The sequence below is a fragment of the Hyphomonas sediminis genome (genome assembly GCF_019679475.1).
GTDB lineage: Bacteria > Pseudomonadota > Alphaproteobacteria > Caulobacterales > Hyphomonadaceae > Hyphomonas > Hyphomonas sediminis.
The window spans coordinates 3,219,359-3,235,688 of record NZ_JAIEZP010000001.1 but is presented as its reverse complement, the minus strand read 5'-3'; the positions used below and the strand labels follow the sequence as shown (position 1 = coordinate 3,235,688).

Here is a 16,330-nt window from a genome sequence, read left to right as displayed (position 1 = left end):
CTGCGGTGAACTGGGGCTTGTCGACCGTAAAGCAGATAAAAGGGGAGGCAGCAGATGGCAGCAACCAGGAAATTCGGAACAGGATGCGCAGCGGTAACGCTGGCATTTTCACTTTGGGCTTGTGCGGGGACGCCCGCAGCGTCGCCGCTTTCAGGCGGTGCGGAAACGCAGGCTGCTGCGGCGGAAACGGAAGTTTCGTCCTTCAGCGAAGGAGGCATCGCTGCGCTGGAGGCGCGCATGGCCCAGTACGTCACCGACGGTCAGGTGAAGGGCATCGCAACCCGGCTGGTCAAAGACGGCAAGATTGTCAGCGAAGTGCGCGCCGGTATCCGCCGTGAAGAGGATGGCGCCCCAATCGAAGACGATACGATCTACCGTTACTATTCGATGTCCAAGCCGATCACCGGCGTCGCGCTGATGATGCTGTGGGAAGAGGGCGAGTTCCAGCTGGACGACCCGGTTACCAAATACATCCCCGAACTTGAGGGACTGCAGGTCTATACCGGCATGGACGATGCCGGCCAACCGATCCTCGAACCGATGAACCGTCCCCCCACGATCCAGGAGCTGATGAGCCACACGGCAGGCTTTGGATACGGCCTGCGCGGCAACGACTATGTGAATGAGAAATTCCGCGAGTTGGAAGTCTTCCGGTCGCCGGGCATGGAGGGGCTGATCGAGCGCGTTTCGTCCATCCCCTTGCTGCATCAGCCCGGCACCGTCTGGGACTATTCCATCTCGGTCGATCTGCAGGGCTATCTGGTGGAGAAGCTCTCCGGCCAGAAGTTCGGAGCGTTCCTCAAAACACGCCTGTTCGATCCGCTCGGCATGAAGGACACTGCCTTCTTTGTGCCTGACGATCAGTATGACCGCTTCGCCGATCTTTACCTGTGGGACGGCAAGACATGGGCGCCCGCAACTGACTGGCCCTATCAGTTCCGCGAGGACACGATCCGCTTTGAAGGCGGTGGCCACGGCCTCGTTGGCACGATGGACGACTATGCCCGCTTCACCGAGATGCTGGTGAATGAGGGCACGCTCGACGGCATCCAGATCCTGAAACCGGAAACCGTGCGCCTGATGGCAACCGATCACCTGCCGCCCGGCGTTCACATCAGCCATGATGGCTTGGCGACCGACCAGCCGACCGGCGTCGGCTTCGGGCTCGACTTTGCCGTCATGCTGGAACGCGATCCGGCGATGCCTTATCCGGCTGGCAGCTACAGATGGGGCGGCGCAGCCGGCACATGGTTCTGGGTAGACCCGGTAAACGATCTATATTTTATCGGTATGATCCAACACTTCGGTGGCGCGCAGGGCGGTTTCGATGGCCGTTCCGCCTCGGTCCACCTAGTCTACGAGGCTCTTGAGGAGGCCGAATGACCCAGCCCACCGCCGCCGTCCTGCTGATCGGGGATGAACTTCTCTCGGGGCGCACCCGGGACATCAATCTCCAACAGATCGCCCAATACCTTGAACCAATTGGGATTCCTGTGCGCGAATGCCGGACGGTGGCCGATGTGGAAGAGGAAATCGTGGCGGCGGTCAATCAGCTGCGGGCGAAATACACTTACGTCTTCACCACCGGCGGCATCGGCCCGACGCATGACGATATCACGGCCGATGCCATCGCCGCGGCCTTTGGCACGGGCATTTCGGAACATCCCGAAGTGCTTGCCGACATGGCTGAACGCTACAGGGCAATGAATACCGAATTCACGCCCGCCCGCCGGCGGATGGCGCGCATTCCCCATGGCGCCAGCATCGTGAAAAACCCCGTCTCCGGCGCGCCCGGCTTCCAGATGGAGAACGTGTTCACCCTGGCAGGCGTGCCGCAAATCGTCCGCGCCATGCTGGAAGACATTGGCCCGCGCCTAGAGGGCGGGGCCGTTGTCCACAAGGTGCAGCTGCGCGGGCCGGGCCTGCGCGAAGGCGATCTGGCCGAACGCCTCGGCGATATTGCCAAGGCCTATCCTGCAGCGTCCATCGGGTCTTATCCCTGGTATCAGGGCATTGGCGACACAGGCGTTGCCCTGGTGGCCCGCGCCACCGATACCGGGGTTCTGGCCGCGGTGCAGGGCGAGCTGGAAAGCCTTATGCGGGGCCTGGGCGTGGAGCCCATTCTCGATCCACTCTGACCGCCAAAAGCGTGAATAGGGGGTACAAAAAAACTCCAACCATTCCTCCAACGAGCTGCTAGAAAACTCCAAAAACACTCCAAGGGGGAGACCATGAAATTGATTGCTCGCACGCCCGTTCTGTGGGCGCTCTTTGTGCTGATGGTTCTGGCCGGGGCGGGGTTCCGCGTTTTCGGCCCGGCAGTTGGCGGCGCTTATCTGGACCTCATCTCGGCGCCCGCCGATGTGAACGCCCTCTTCGCCAGCCTGACACCGGAGCAGAAAACGGCGCACTTCTGGGTGACCGTCCTGCTCGACACCGTGTTTCCCCTGAGCTTTGGCCTGCTGTTTGCCGGCATGGCGCTGCGCTTTTTCGGCAAATGGGGGCGGCTGGCGGCGCTGCCGGGGTTTGCGGTGATCGTGTTCGATCTGACCGAGAACACCGTTCAGGCGCTGGCGCTCTCCGGCGCGGCCAATGCGCTGGATGCGAAAGCCTGGATCACGCCACTCAAATTCGGCCTGTTCTGGCTCAGCGCAGCCATTGCGGCGGCAGCGGCGCTGGTGGCGCTGTTCCGGCTGGCCTCTGGCAAGCGTGCCCCAGGCTAGCGCGACGCGGCGTCAGGCTTGGCGGCAGGCGCCGGCGGGCCTAACACCTTCGGCAGCCAACATTACCGGAGGAAGCCCCATGTCCGAGCCCATCGTCCTGACCGAGCGCCATGGCGCCGTTTGCCTCGTCACGCTGAACCGCCCGGACGCCCTGAACGCCCTGTCGAAAGCCCTGCGGGCCGAGATCGTGCGCGTGTTCACCGAGCTGAAGGATGACCCGGAAATCCGCGCCGTCGTGCTGACCGGAAATGGCCGCGCCTTCACGGCAGGGATCGACCTCAAGGAAGCCGGGCAGACCGGCTTTGCCCTCGGCGCGGATGAAGACAGCAAGGCGATCAACATGCTCGCCGCGCTGGAAGCCTACCCGTGGCCGATCATCGGCGCGATCAATGGCTTTGCCATCACCGGCGGCTTTGAACTCGCCCTGATGTGCGATGTGCTGCTCGCCTCCGAACATGCGCGCTTTGCCGACACCCATGCCCGCGTCGGCATCGTGCCGGGCTGGGGACTTTCGCAGAAACTTTCGCGCCTGATCGGCATCAGCCGCGCCAAGGAGCTGTCCTTCACCGGCAATTTCATCGACGCGCATATGGCGGAGAAGTGGGGCCTGGTGAACCGGGTCTATCCGGCGGCAGACCTGGTGCCCGCTGCCCTGCAGCTCGCCAGCGAGATGACCTCGACCAATCCGGACCTGCTGCGCAAGTACAAGGCGCTGATCGATGACGGTTTCGGCATGACCTTTGCGCAAGGCATGAAGGAAGAAGTGAAACGCTCGATCGAGCATTCGCAGAGCGTTACCGCCGATTCCGTGGAAGAAGCCCGCAAGCAGGTGACGGCGCGAGGCCGCAATCAGCAGGGGTAAGCTTCGGGCGGTTGCCAGCCGTCACCTCCCAGAGGGAGAAGGGGGCTTCGCCGCAAACGCAACGCTAAACCCCTCTCCCTTGGGAGAGGGGCAGGGGTGAGGGAGACCTCTCTCTCCGCCAGGTGCGTTGCCCTCGGTTGTGATCTTGGCGCCCCCTCATCCCCAACCCCTTCTCCCAATGGGAGAAGGGGTTCTAACTTCACCTCGCAAACTCGAACGCATCCATTCTCAGTACGCTGAACGTCACTGACGTATGCAGCAGCTCCATGCGGGGCTGCGGGCCGGCGGCGCCGAGGGCGACGAAGAGGGGCAGGAAATGCTCCTCCGTCGGGTGGTTGCGTGCAGCGTTCGGGGCGAGCTTGCGATAGTTCACCAGATCGTCCGTGCGCCCCTCGATAAGCGCCTGGTTCACCCAGTCGCCGAAGGATTTCACCCAGTCAGGCTCGGCATTCGGGCCGCGCCAGCTGACGCTGCGCAGGTCGTGCGTGAGGCTGCCGCTGCCAAGGATCAGTACGCCTTCTTCCGTCAGCGGGCGCAAGGCTTCGCCGAGTTTCAGATGGTAAGCCGGCCCCAGATGGGTTTGCAGGGACAGCTGAAGCACGGGAATGTCCGCGCCCGGCCAGGAGAGCTTCAGCGGCACCCAGGCGCCGTGGTCGAGGCCGCGGGCGTGGTCCAGCTCAGCCGGGATACCGGCCTTGTCGAGCAGCGCCTTGACGCGGGCGGCGAGCGCCGGATCGCCAGGAGCGGGATATTGCTGCTGATACATGATGGGCGCGAAGCCGCCGAAATCATGGATGGTCTGCGGGGCAGGCGAGGCCGTGACGCGCGAAGCGGGCGTTTCCCAGTGGGCAGAGGCCACGAGGATCGCCTTGGGGCGCGGCAGCGTCTGGCCAAGTTGCAACAGGAAGTCACGCGCGGGCACATCATCGAAGATGAGGGTGGGCGAGCCGTGCGAAACGAAAATGGGCGGGGTCATGGGGATTGAGCTCCGATAGTCTTGCTTCCCCCAAGGTAAGTCGGCTTCTTTGCCAGTGACAGGCCTCGCCCGGCCTGACAGTTATGCCAATGATGCATGAAAAGGCACGGGTTGCGCGAGGCGCAGCGGCGGGCTTATCAGGGCACCAGTCAGATAGTTTCCAGGAGGAATGAATGCGCGATGTTGTGATTGTAGAGCCGGTGCGGACGGCCGTTGGCGGTTTCGGCGGCTCTTTCAAGAGCGTGCAGGCGCATGACCTCGGCGCGGCTGTGGTCGCAGGGCTGATGGCGCGCACGGGCCTTGCAAAAGACAAGGTCGACGATGTGATCTTCGCGCAATGCTATGCGTCGATGGACGCGCCGGCGCTTGGCCGTGTCGTGGCGCTGGACGCAGGGTTGCCGGTGGAAGTGACCGGGATGCAGATCGACCGTCGGTGCGGCTCGGGTCTTCAGGCGATCATCAATGCGACGATGCAGGTGGCCACTGGCGCGATGGACTGCGTGATCGCAGGCGGCGCGGAATCGATGAGCAATGCGCCATTCTATTCCACCCAACTGCGCTGGGGTCTCGGCCAGGGCAACATGACCGTGAATGATGGCCTCGTGACCGGGCGCCTGACAGCGGGCGGCAAGAACTTCCCCGTGCCCGGCGGTATGCTGGAGACGGCGGAGAACCTGCGCCGCGATTACCAGATCACCCGTGAGGCGCAGGACGAATTTGCAGCCGCTTCCCATGCCAAGGCTGTCGCTGCGCAGAAGTCCGGTGTGTTCTCGGAAGAAATTATTCCGTTCACGGTCAAGGGCCGCAAGGGCGACACGGTGATCGACACCGACGAGCACCCCCGCCCGGATTCGACTGTGGAAGTGCTCTCGAAGCTCAAGCCGATCCGTCAGAAGCAGGACGCCGAAGCAACAGTTACGGCGGGCAATGCCAGCGGCCAGAATGACGGCGCGTCTGCCTGCCTCGTGATGACGCGGGAAATGGCTGAGGCCAATGGCCTGAAGCCGCTGGCGCGTCTCGTTTCCTGGGCGGTCGCCGGCGTCGGTCCGGCGGTGATGGGGATCGGTCCCGTTCCGTCCACGGAGAAGGCGCTGCAGCGTGCGGGGCTCAGCCTGAAAGACATCGACCTGCTGGAGCTGAACGAAGCCTTTGCGGCGCAAGTGCTCGCCTGCACCAAGGCGATGGGACTGGGCGCAGACGACTACAAGCGCCTTAACGTGCATGGCTCGGGCATCTCGCTCGGCCACCCTGTCGGCGCGACAGGCGGGCGTATCCTGGCAACCATGCTGCGGGAAATGGACCGCCGCGGCGCGCGCTACGGCCTTGAAACCATGTGTATTGGCGGCGGGCAGGGGCTTGCCGCGGTGTTCGAGCGGGTTAACTAAACTATCGGTCAGGCTCCGGAAATTCCGGAGCCTGACAGCAAATTAATCTTGCAATTTGCCTGTGGAAAGCGCATATGGCGGCCATCGACATTGGCCGGACGATCAGGCGCGTGCGCTCATCAAGGTGAGTTGCAGTTTCAGAAACTCTCCAAAATTCGATATGCAAGAGCTGACACACTGTCAGCTCACAAACGACCATGAGACTTATATGACAAACGGTACCGTGAAGTTCTTCAACACCCAGAAGGGCTTCGGCTTCATTGCGCCCACCAATGGCGGCAATGACGTGTTCGTGCACATCTCGGCGCTTGAGCGTTCGGGCATTGCCACTCTGAACGAAGGCCAGAAAGTGGCTTACGAAACCGAGATGGACAAACGCTCCGGCAAGCCTTCCGTCAGCTCGATCGAACTGGTCTAATTCACGGGGCAGAGCGCCGGAAAGGCTGCTCTGTCAAATGAACAGACGGATGAAGCGCGCCTCCCTGTGGGGCGCGCTTTTTCTTTTGGTCAGAAGCGTTTGGAGAGACCGAGAACGATGTGGTGGTTGGTATTGTCCGGGCCACCTTTTTCATTCTCGAACTGGTTCATGTAGCCGACTTCCATGTCCAGCGTGTCGGTGAGGTCCCATCCGATGAGGATCTCGCTGCGCGCTTCGGTGAAGCCGGTTGTCTGGCCCCAGTCGGTTTCGTTCAGTTCAAAGTAGAGGTCTGTGCTGAGCTTCAGCTCGAACGGCGTGCCTTCGATGGGGCGGTCGAAGCCGAATTCCTGGCGCAGGCGCAGGCCGGTATCGTCCCAGCCCTCGCGCTGGCGCTGTTCCAGGCGGCTGCGCCCGGAAAACTCGCCGCCGAGGGCGTCTACGATATCGTAGCTCACCTGTTGCCAGAGGCGGTGTTCCTTGCGGTCCGGCCCGCTGCGGCGGGCGCTGGACCAGAGATAACCACCTGACACCTTGAACCGCTTGCTGAGCTTGTAACCGATGCCGGGGCGCAGCTCGATCGTGTCCAGATCGCCATCGGGCTGGTAGCGGAAGTCGCTATTGAGGCTGAGTTCGATCCGGTCGTCGGTAAACGGCTTGGTCTTCACGCTGGCTGAAGTCCAGATTTGGTTTTCGGCCATGGCAGTGGGCGACAGGCAGCAGGCCAGCGCTGTCAGGACAAGAAATGTATGTTTCATGGCCGCCGATTATCCCCGTGCGACTGACACGTTCCTGACAGTCCGCGCGGCGAACTAGGATGGAGGGGGCCTACAGGTCAACGCTAGTTTTGTGACAATTGCATATCAGTTCAATCCGGAAAACCGGATGTCAGAGGCCGAAATACAGCGTCACGATGACGATGCAGGCAATGTTGAGCCAGAAACCGGACTTCATCATTCGGCCAATCGAGAACTGACGGGCGCCAAAGACAACGGCGTTCGGACCGGTGGCAATGGGCAGCATGAAGGCGCAGGACGCGACCATGGCGCAGGGCAGGATCAGGCTGCGCACGTCGATGCCGGTTGCGGCTGCCAGTGCGCCGAGAACCGGCAGGAAGGTGGTCATCGCCGCGACATTCGACATGATTTCCGTCAGGAAGATCAGCAGCGTCGCGATTATCAGGATCAGAAGGATGGGCGGCAGGGCAGCGGCGCCGGCGAGGGAGGTGCCGAGCCAGCCAGCCAGTCCGGATGCCTGTACGGCTGCCGCGAGGGAGAGGCCGCCCCCGAACAGGAGCACGACTTCCCAGGGAACGGCTTTGGCGTCATTCCAGTTGAGAAGTGCCCAGCCGCCGGGCTGGTGTTCCGGCAGGCGGCTGCCATGGGGCATCAGGAACATGAAGATCGCGCCGAGGATGGCGATGCCCATGTCGGTGAGGCCGCCAAAGCCGGGAATGTGGACAAGTTGTTCCCGCGTGATCCAGGCGAGCGCAACAATGCCGAAAACGATCGCAACGCGGCCTTCGGGTGTCGTCATCCGGCCCAGGGCGGTGCGCTGCTCGCGGATCACGGCTTCAGCCGCTTTGGCAGAGGCCGTATCCGACTTCAGACCCCAGGTCAGGATGAACCAGGCAAAGGGCAGCATGATGAGGACAATCGGCAGGCCAAAGCTCATCCATTCGCGGAAGGAGATGTCGATCCCGGCATTCTCGTTCAGCCAGCCCATGGCGATCAGGTTGGTGGGCGTGCCGACCGGGGTGGCGAGCCCGCCAATGGAAGCGGAGTAGGCAATGCCGAGCAGCAAGGCACTGGCAAGGCGCGCGCCGCCGCCCGCCGCGATCGCAACGGACAGGGCAATTGGCGTCATCATCAGGGTGGTGGCGGTGTTGGAGATCCACATCGAAAGCAGGGCCGTGGCAATCATGAAGCCGCCAGCCAGAAGCTTCAGGCGCGCCCCGGAGACAATCAGGACGTTCAGCGCAATCCGCTTGTGGAGGTTCCATTTCTCGATGCCGATAGCCATGATGAAGCCACCCAGCAGCAGCAGCACGACATGATCGGCATAAGGCGCGGCGATCTCCTTCAGGCTGGCAACGCCCGTGAGAGGCAGTAGCCCGAGGGGCAGCAGGGACGTGACCGCAATCGGGACCGCTTCAGTAGCCCACCACACGGCCATCAGCACAAGAACGGCGGCGACCAGAAGTCCGCCACGTTCAAGCCCTTCAGGGGGGGGAAGCACCGCGATCAGCAGCGCCAGCAGCGGGCCAATGATTAGCCCGAGCCGCGCGGCCAGACCCGGTCCGGCGACAGCGCTGTCTGGCAGTGCTACGTTTGGCATCAATTCCCCCGCATTGGTGTCGTTTTTCTGGAAGGCTAACGGTTTTTCGCGGCTGGGCAAATGGTGCCGGCGGCCGGACTCGAACCGGCACGGCCGTTGGGCCTAGGGATTTTAAGTCCCCTGTGTCTACCATTTCACCACGCCGGCACCTTGGGGCGGAGCGATACGGGGTGGCAGGCCGATTGGCAAGCAAGGGATCGGCGCGTGCCGGCAAAACGCGAAACGCCCGCACTCCGGGGACGATGGAGTGCGGGCGCGCGTCGCAGTTGATGGACCGGTGGGGCGCCGGCCATGGGGAAAGTATCAGGCTGCGACGGTTGAGAGGGATTGGGCCGCCTGAGCGATCTGCGACTTTGCGCTGGCGATGGCGGCGTCGCGCGCGTCCGGGCCAAAGCCGGTCTTCTCGGCGTGGATGAAGGAAATATCCGTAATGCCGACAAAGGCGAAGAGGTGGCGCAGGTAAGGTTCCTGGAAGTCTGCGGCTGCGCCGGGACCTTCGGAATAGAGGCCGCCACGCGAGGTCAGCACGATAACTTTCTTGCCTTTCAGGAGACCGTCCGGACCAGCTTCGGTGTAGCGGAAGGTTTCACCCGTACGCAGCACGAAGTCGAACCAGGCGCGCAGCGAGGTGGGCACCGAGAAGTTATACATCGGGGCGGCGATGACGACCGTGTCAGCGGCGCGCAACTCGGCGATCAGCTTGTCGGACAGGGCGCGGGCGGCGAGTTCTTCCGATGTGGAAGGCGTGCCACGCACGCCGGCGAGGTTTGCTGTCGTCAGGTGCGGGATCGGATCGGAGCCAAGATCGCGGCGGACAATGGTGGTGTTCGGGGCGGCCTTGAGGATCTGGGTGACCGCTTCCTCGATCAGCACGCGGGAAACCGATGCGCCCGTGTTGGCGCTCGAATTGATGACGAGAAGGTTGGACATTGGAATTGCCTCCATGGCGTTTCGTTCAACGCCGTGGAAATGGGGCAGGTGCGGTCGCCTTTGATCCCGTGATGACCTGATAACATTTATGCGGGGAGGGGATGGATAAAGGCGCCGGGCGCCCCTCCATGCGCGGCGGAGCTGCCTCAGCGTTTGAGAGCGGAGAGGACCTGCGGCGCAATCGCCTTGTTGAAGCGGGAGATGTTGGCCACGGATTCGTGCGAGAAGCTCGCGCCCGAATACCAGGACTGGCTTTGCCCCTGCATTGCCTGCATCCGGCCGATCAGGCCGTTTTCGATGGCCTTGAGATTGAGGTGGGGGAAGTAGCGCCAGTTCTTGACGTTCACCACGTTGACGAGCTGCGCGCCCTGGTCTGCAAGATCGCGTTCAAGGAAAATGCGCAGTTCCGGCACCGTATAGTCGCCGGGGATCTGGCCGGTGACATAAAGATGGCCGCCAAAGTCCGGGCTGTGGCCTTCATAGCGGGCCGAAATCAGCTGGCCGGGATAGGAGCCCGGCAGGAAGGCGCGCGAGAAGGAGCGGATGTCTTCTTCCGTAAACCAGTTTTCGACAACGATGAGCGAGGTGGCGTAGCCTTTCCACGTCACGGCCTCGGCGACGGTTTTTTCATCCGCCGTCGGATCAGTAACAAGGCGCGCCCAGTCATCGACGGGAATGGTGCAGGCCAACGCATTCGCCGAGAGCTGGCGACCGTCGGCAAAATGCAGCAGGGATTCTTTCGGGCCGCGCTCGATTTTCGTGATCTGGTGGGACAGGCGGACATCGAAATCTTGTGCCAGAACGTCCCAGAAATTCGACCAGCCCTGGGAGGGCATGATCAGCTTGCCGGTCGCGCCGCTGATAATGGCGTGATGATCAACCCACATCATCGCCTGATAGATCGACACCTCGTTGAGGTAACCATATCCGAGCGCCGTTACCGCGCGGTACATCATGCGCATGATCTTCGGCAGCTTCTGTTCGGTCAGCCAGGCCTCGGCGGACATCGCCGCTTCAGCAAGTGCGCGCGGGTCGTCCGGGTTTTTCTTCAGACGGCCAAGCAGCCCCTGGCGTTTTGACAGATAGGCCAGCACCTGCTGGGGCAGGGAAGGACCGGGCGCGTCATTGACATAATCGCGCATGCCCGCGCCATCGACCGTGGTCTTGCGGAGCATGCGGAAGGGTTTGCGCTGGCGCTTCATCCACTTCAGCACATCCTTGTAGGCGCCTGTCGCGTAGCAGGTGCCCATCTCGGCGATCAGGTCTCCCAGGTCCATGCTGTCGGATTTGCCGCCGATACGGTCGGCCTGCTCGATCAGGGTGAACTGTGAATAACCTGTGAGCCGCAGGTATTGCGCGAGCGTCAGCCCGCCGGGGCCTGCGCCGACAATCGCCAGGGAAGTTCGGTCCGGCAGGCTCATAGATAGTTATTCTTCGGTTAACGCGACCGTGAAGGTCGCGCAGTTCGGTAAAAACCGATCTTCATCATGTCCTGTTAGTAACGCTCGCATGAAGATGTCGATAGGCCTGACAGATGTTGTTCTGTTCCCCATAGTCGGGGTCGGAAGATTCAAGCGTCGCGAGACGCCTGACGTCCCTGCCTATATGCACCATCGCCTGGTGTCACTACTTACGGTGATGGGCTTCATCAACCTCGTCAATTCTGCCGCAGTCGTGTTCACGCTGTACACCGAGACGAGCCTTGTTGTGCTGTTTGGCTGGATGATCCCGATCTGGGTGTTCGCCATTTCGCAGATTCTCTGGGCGCGCAGCCGCTGGGACCGCTCACCGGCGCGCCCGGTACGTGGCCGCTTCCTGCGCCGCGCTGAAGTTGCCACCGGCGTTGTGGGCGCGTGGTGGGGCCTTTGTGTCATGCTGGCGCCGACAGGGGATGTCGGTCTCAAGGTTTCCATGTTCGCCATCGTGTTTGGCATGTGTGCCGGCGTGGTGGCCGTTGTCTCTCCGGTTGCCAACGTGGCGGCGCGCTTCCTGCTGGGCGCAGCGACGACGGCGACCCTCGGTTTCTTCATGGCGCCGCTTGGCTTGCCGGCCACGATCGTCATGCTCGGCATCGTGCTGACGCTCGCCTCTGCATTCGCGAGCCTCAACGGCTATCGTAACCTGCTGCTCGAAATGGAAGCCAAGCGTCTTGCTGCGCAGAACCATGAACAGCTGCTGGACGCTGTGACTGCGATTCCCGAAGCGTTCGCAATTTACGATGCCTCGGGCAATGTGATCATCCAGAACGCTGTGCACCAGCGCTGGTTCCCCAAAGGCCTGGAGAAGTCCGATTTCCGTCCCGGTACGGAGATGCGTAAGCTGGCCGATGTTGGCGGCGTGATGCGCTCCTGCGTGCCGACCAGCTCGGGCGGCCGCGTGATTATCCATACCGATGTTTCCAAGATGGAAGACCTCCGTCAGGAAGCGGACGAATCTCGGCGCGACGCCGAAGAAGCCCGCCTGGCGGTGGAGCGTTTCGTTGGCTCGGTGACGCGCGAATTGCGTCTGCCGCTGCGCACGCTGCGTACGATTGCCTCGCGCTTTGAAACGCGCAGCCAGATCCCGTTCGACGATGGCGAAGTGCGCCTGGCTGGCGACAAGATGGTCAGCTTTGCCGATCAGGCCCTCAGCCTCGTGGACGAAGTTCTCTCGATTACCCAGGGCGGCGACAGTATCGTCGATGGCTCGGATGTGTCGCTGAAGTCAACGCTGTCTCAGGTGATCTCGCAGAAGCAGTCTGCCATCACCACACTGGGTGTTCAGATCGACGAAGAGCCGAGCGGCCAGGACACGATGATCGACAGCGCCAAGGCGGCGCGGGTCCTCTCGCGCGTCTTCTCGGCCGTGTTGCTGGAGCTTGGCCAGGTTAGCCGCGGTGGCGGGGCGATGCGGGTGCGTTGCGGAGTCCGCGGCGATCAGGGCTGGGTCTCGGTCGAGGCGGCAAAACTTGCCAACGGCCCGATGTCCAATGAAATCACCGAAGATTATCTCTCGGAAAGCTCGGAAAACCGTCTTGTCTGGCGCGCCCTGATGCAGACCATCGGTGGGCAGGTCGAAATGCGCGAGGCGCGCAACGGCTCGATCGTCTACATCCTGAAATTCAACACCAATGCCACCTCGACCAAGCTGGGCGACGCGCAGGCATTGGCGGCAGGGCGCCCGCACCGCGCCGCCTGATGCCCGGCTTCGGCTGCCTCAGCTTTCCGGTAGCGGCGTGAATTCCTGATCGTCGCCATCGGGCAGCTTCATCCGCCCCTGTTTCCAGTCTTCCTTGGCCTGCTCAAGCCGTTCCCTGGACGAGGAAACGAAGTTCCAGAAAATGAAGCGCTCGCCAATCGGCTCGCCGCCGAGCACCATGACGGTTGAGGTTTCTTCGGCCGTGACGACGGCGTCGCCTTTGCCGAGCACGGCCATCTGGCCGGCGCCCAGCTTTTGTCCGGCCACCTGGGCAACACCATTCGCGACATAGACGGCCCGTTCGGCATGAGCGTCCGGCACTTTGCGGCGGGCACCGGCTTCCATTTCCCAATGCATGTAGAACATCGGCGAGCGAACGTTGACGCCCGCGTCCAGCCCTTCGGCGCTGCCGGCGATGAGGCGGCCCTTGAGGCCCGGCTCGGTCCAGACTGGCAGGCTGTCGGCGGGATGGTGCCAGAAGCCGGGGTCGATTTCTTCCTCTTCTTTCGGCAGGGCGACCCAGGCCTGGATGCCATGCATATGGGCGCCGTGCATGCGCGCATATTCGAGGCGTTCGGAATGGGTGATCCCTTTGCCGGCGGTCATCCAGTTGACGGCGCCGGGCTGGATCTCCTGCTTGAAGCCGAGGCTGTCGCGGTGGGTCATCGCGCCGGAATAGAGATAGGTGACGGTCGATAGGCCGATATGCGGGTGAGGGCGCACATCCAGCTCGCGGGGAATGCCCGCGGCGAAATCCACAGGGCCCATCTGGTCAAAGAAGATGAACGGGCCGACCATGCGCCGCTTTGCGAAGGGCAGGACGCGGCCCACTTCAAAGCCGCCGCCAAGGTCACGCGTGCGCTTGTCGATGATGAGTTCGATCATGGTCTTCCTCCTTGCCTGTGAACACCCTACCGCACATGGGACTTATGATGCGGGTTTTCTCGCCGGATGCGTCTTATAAGACATATGCCAAATCTGAATTATCCTGGAGGAGAGCCCCAATGACCCTGCTGACTGGCCTGAAACGCACGGCCGCAATTGCCGTAATCTCAGCGGTTGCCGCGTTTCCCGCGATGGCTGAGACCATCGTGATCCATGCCGGAAAGGTGCTGGATATTCCCGGCAACGCGCCGCGCGGCGCAACCACCATCACCGTTACCGATGGCAAGATCGTCTCGCTCGAAAGCGGCTTCAAGGCCGCGCGCGACAAGAAAGCCCGCGTGATCGACCTGAAGGACAGCTATGTCCTGCCGGGCCTGATCGATTCCCACGTCCACCTTACCTCTGACGCCGGCGGGATTGCCGGGCAGCTTCAGGGGGTGACGCTGTCTCCTGGGGCTCAGGCATTCGACGCCTGGGAAAACGGCATGAAAACCCTGCGCGCAGGCTTTACCACCGTGCGCAATCTGGGCGATGGCGACGGCGCTGTGCTGGCGCTGCGCGACGCCGTGAATGATGGCCAGATTCAAGGGCCGCGCATTCTCGATGCCGCAGCGTCCATCTCTGTTTCATCCGGCCATATGGACGGCTCATTGGGCTTCCGCGACGATCTGCGCCCCTATTTCCGCGCGGAAGGAAACACCTGTGACGGCGCTGATGATTGCCGCCGGGCTGTCCGCCTGCAGGTCGCGCGTGGAGCAGATGTCATCAAACTGGCAACGACCGGCGGCGTGAACAGCCGCATCGGCGCCGGCCTTGGCCGCCAGATGTTCGAGGATGAGGCCTATGCCATCGTGCAGACGGCTAATCTTTTCGGCAAGAAAGTTGCCGCGCACGCCCATGGTGGCGATGGCATTCGGCTCGCCCTCGAAGCCGGTGTCGACTCGATCGAACACGGCACGATCCTCGACCCCGAAACGATTGAAGCTTTCGTTGCGTCGGGCGCCTATTACGTGCCGACCCTGTCGACCGTGAACGGATATATCGAACGGATCGAAGCCAATGCCGACGCCTATGAGCCGGATGTGCGCGCCAAGATCGAATGGCGCATCGGCATCACAGGCAAGAGCCTTGAGATCCTTTACCCGAAGGGCGTTCCGATTGCATTCGGCACGGACGCCGGTGTTTCCAAGCATGGCCGCAACGCTGACGAGTTCGAGCTTCTGGTTCGTTTCGGCATGCCGCCAATGGAAGCGATCAAGGCCGCAACCGTGAACGCGGCAGACCTGCTGGGTGTGACGGATGTGGCGGGTACGCTGGAGCCGGGCAAGAGCGCCGACATCATCGCTGTGAAGGGTGATCCGCTGGCGGACATCAAGGTGTTGAAGTCGGTCAACTTCGTGATGGCGCGCGGCGAAGTCATCAAGGAATAGAGGGACGTAACCCCCTCAATACAAAGGCCCGGAAGGTTTGACGCCTTCCGGGCCTTTTCATTTTCGGGGCGGCAATCAGATAACTGTCAGCCAGTCCGGGCGAACGTATTTCTCGCCGAGATCGCGGGCCACCAGCTTGTGCGCGATGGCGCCCTGATCGACGGTGAGGCCATTGGCCAGATGCTTGTTGGCGTTGATCGCGTTGCGGGCGCCGTGATTGGCGAGCTGCATCACGAAGGGCAGGGTGGCGTTGTTGAGCGCATAGGTGGATGTGCGCGGAACGGCGCCCGGCATGTTGGCAACGCAATAATGCAGGATGCCATCGACTTCATAGATCGGATCATCATGCGTAGTCGGACGGCTTGTTTCAAAGCAGCCGCCCTGGTCGATGGCGATGTCGACGAGGACCGAGCCCGGTTGCATGGTCGAAAGTTGCGCGCGGCTGACCAGCTTGGGAGCCGAGGCGCCGGGGATGAGCACGGCGCCGATGACCAGATCGGCGTCCTTGATCGCATCGGACAGGGAGTGGGCGGTGGAATACATCGTATTGACCGTGCCGCGGAACTGCTCGTCGAGTTCGCCGAGGCGCTCATTGTTGCGATCGAAGACCCAGACATCTGCGCGCATGCCGACGGCGATCTCCGCGGCATGTGTGCCGGAAACGCCGCCGCCGATGATGACGACCTTGGCAGGGGCAACGCCAGGAACGCCGCCCATCAGGATGCCGCGACCGCGACCCTTGGTGCGCATCAGTGCGCCGGCGGCAACCTGCATGGACATTCGGCCAGCCACCTGGCTCATCGGCCGCAGCAGCGGCAGGCCGCCATGCGCGTCCGTGACGGTTTCGTAGGCGATGGCGAGACAGCCGGAGTTCATAAGGCCCCTGGCCTGGACCGGATCGGGCGCCAGGTGGAGATAGGTGAAGAGGGTATGGTTTGGGGTGAGGCGCGCGATTTCTTCCGGCTGCGGTTCCTTCACCTTCACGATCAGTTCGCTGCTGGCGAACACTTCGTCGGCACCGGGCAGGATCTGCGCGCCAACGGTTGTGTACGCTTCGTCCGCAAAGCCCGAAGCGATGCCCGCGCCTGCCTGGATGTTCACCTGATGGCCGGCGCGGACAAGCTCGCCAACGCTTTCAGGTGTCAGGCCGACGCGGGATTCCTGCTTTTTGATCTCAGTTGGAACGCCAATGCGCATGATCCACTCCTTT

Annotated in this window: 15 protein-coding genes and 1 tRNA gene; 8 read left to right on the top strand and 8 right to left on the bottom strand. The window is 62.4% G+C overall.

Annotation, left to right across the window (positions count from 1 at the left end):
- Window positions 1-54 precede the first annotated feature (54 nt).
- From K1X12_RS15555 to K1X12_RS15540, 4 genes are all read left to right on the top strand, one after another.
- A complete protein-coding gene (locus tag K1X12_RS15555; RefSeq protein WP_220988515.1) occupies window positions 55-1,383 on the top strand; it encodes a serine hydrolase domain-containing protein in 1,329 nt (442 codons plus the stop codon).
- Window positions 1,380-2,138 carry a competence/damage-inducible protein A gene (locus tag K1X12_RS15550; RefSeq protein WP_220988513.1) on the top strand — a complete coding sequence of 253 codons (759 nt, stop codon included), beginning with the start codon at window positions 1,380-1,382 and terminating at the stop codon, window positions 2,136-2,138. Before K1X12_RS15555 ends, K1X12_RS15550 begins: the two co-directional genes overlap by 4 nt.
- Window positions 2,139-2,231: 93 nt before the next feature.
- A complete protein-coding gene (locus tag K1X12_RS15545) occupies window positions 2,232-2,723 on the top strand; it encodes a hypothetical protein (protein ID WP_220988511.1) in 492 nt (163 codons plus the stop codon).
- Between the two features lie 79 nt (window positions 2,724-2,802).
- A complete protein-coding gene (locus tag K1X12_RS15540) occupies window positions 2,803-3,585 on the top strand; it encodes an enoyl-CoA hydratase (RefSeq protein WP_220988509.1) in 783 nt (260 codons plus the stop codon).
- Between the two features lie 199 nt (window positions 3,586-3,784).
- On the opposite strand, the gene K1X12_RS15535 is transcribed toward K1X12_RS15540, so the two are convergent.
- A complete protein-coding gene (locus tag K1X12_RS15535) occupies window positions 3,785-4,561 on the bottom strand; it encodes a DODA-type extradiol aromatic ring-opening family dioxygenase (RefSeq protein ID WP_220988507.1) in 777 nt (258 codons plus the stop codon).
- A 173-nt stretch (window positions 4,562-4,734) separates the two neighbouring features.
- Here K1X12_RS15535 and K1X12_RS15530 point away from each other — a divergent pair, with 173 nt between their 5' ends.
- Window positions 4,735-5,946, top strand: coding sequence for an acetyl-CoA C-acetyltransferase (locus K1X12_RS15530; RefSeq protein ID WP_220988505.1), 1,212 nt, complete (start codon window positions 4,735-4,737; stop codon window positions 5,944-5,946).
- Window positions 5,947-6,154: 208 nt separating this feature from the next.
- A complete protein-coding gene (locus K1X12_RS15525) occupies window positions 6,155-6,364 on the top strand; it encodes a cold-shock protein (protein WP_220988503.1) in 210 nt (69 codons plus the stop codon).
- A gap of 89 nt (window positions 6,365-6,453) precedes the next feature.
- Here the strand turns inward: K1X12_RS15525 and K1X12_RS15520 are convergent, their stop codons facing one another.
- The 5 genes from K1X12_RS15520 to K1X12_RS15500 all read right to left on the bottom strand — a co-directional run bounded on the left by K1X12_RS15520 (window position 6,454) and on the right by K1X12_RS15500 (window position 11,049).
- Window positions 6,454-7,119, bottom strand: coding sequence for a DUF2490 domain-containing protein (locus tag K1X12_RS15520; protein WP_220988501.1), 666 nt, complete (start codon window positions 7,117-7,119; stop codon window positions 6,454-6,456).
- Between the two features lie 130 nt (window positions 7,120-7,249).
- Window positions 7,250-8,698, bottom strand: coding sequence for an SLC13 family permease (locus K1X12_RS15515; protein WP_220988499.1), 1,449 nt, complete (start codon window positions 8,696-8,698; stop codon window positions 7,250-7,252).
- 61 nt (window positions 8,699-8,759) lie between these two features.
- Window positions 8,760-8,845, bottom strand: a tRNA-Leu gene (locus K1X12_RS15510).
- Between the two features lie 156 nt (window positions 8,846-9,001).
- The gene (locus K1X12_RS15505) at window positions 9,002-9,628 is read right to left on the bottom strand and encodes an FMN-dependent NADH-azoreductase (RefSeq protein WP_220988497.1); all 627 of its coding nucleotides are present in this window, start codon (window positions 9,626-9,628) and stop codon (window positions 9,002-9,004) included.
- 146 nt (window positions 9,629-9,774) lie between these two features.
- Window positions 9,775-11,049 carry an FAD-dependent oxidoreductase gene (locus K1X12_RS15500; protein ID WP_220988495.1) on the bottom strand — a complete coding sequence of 425 codons (1,275 nt, stop codon included), beginning with the start codon at window positions 11,047-11,049 and terminating at the stop codon, window positions 9,775-9,777.
- 184 nt (window positions 11,050-11,233) lie between these two features.
- Between K1X12_RS15500 and K1X12_RS15495 the strand changes: the two genes are divergently transcribed.
- The gene (locus K1X12_RS15495; RefSeq protein WP_220988494.1) at window positions 11,234-12,805 is read left to right on the top strand and encodes an ATP-binding protein; all 1,572 of its coding nucleotides are present in this window, start codon (window positions 11,234-11,236) and stop codon (window positions 12,803-12,805) included.
- A gap of 18 nt (window positions 12,806-12,823) precedes the next feature.
- On the opposite strand, the gene K1X12_RS15490 is transcribed toward K1X12_RS15495, so the two are convergent.
- Complete coding sequence (locus K1X12_RS15490; RefSeq protein ID WP_220988491.1) at window positions 12,824-13,690, bottom strand: pirin family protein; 867 nt, start codon at window positions 13,688-13,690, stop codon at window positions 12,824-12,826.
- 119 nt (window positions 13,691-13,809) lie between these two features.
- On the opposite strand from K1X12_RS15490, the gene K1X12_RS15485 reads away from it, so the two are divergent.
- Window positions 13,810-15,120, top strand: a complete 1,311-nt coding sequence (locus tag K1X12_RS15485; protein ID WP_220988489.1) for a metal-dependent hydrolase family protein — start codon at window positions 13,810-13,812, stop codon at window positions 15,118-15,120.
- Window positions 15,121-15,195: 75 nt separating this feature from the next.
- Here K1X12_RS15485 and ald read toward each other — a convergent pair whose 3' ends face one another.
- The gene (gene ald / locus K1X12_RS15480) at window positions 15,196-16,317 is read right to left on the bottom strand and encodes an alanine dehydrogenase (protein WP_220988487.1); all 1,122 of its coding nucleotides are present in this window, start codon (window positions 16,315-16,317) and stop codon (window positions 15,196-15,198) included.
- Between the last annotated feature and the right edge of the window lie 13 nt (window positions 16,318-16,330).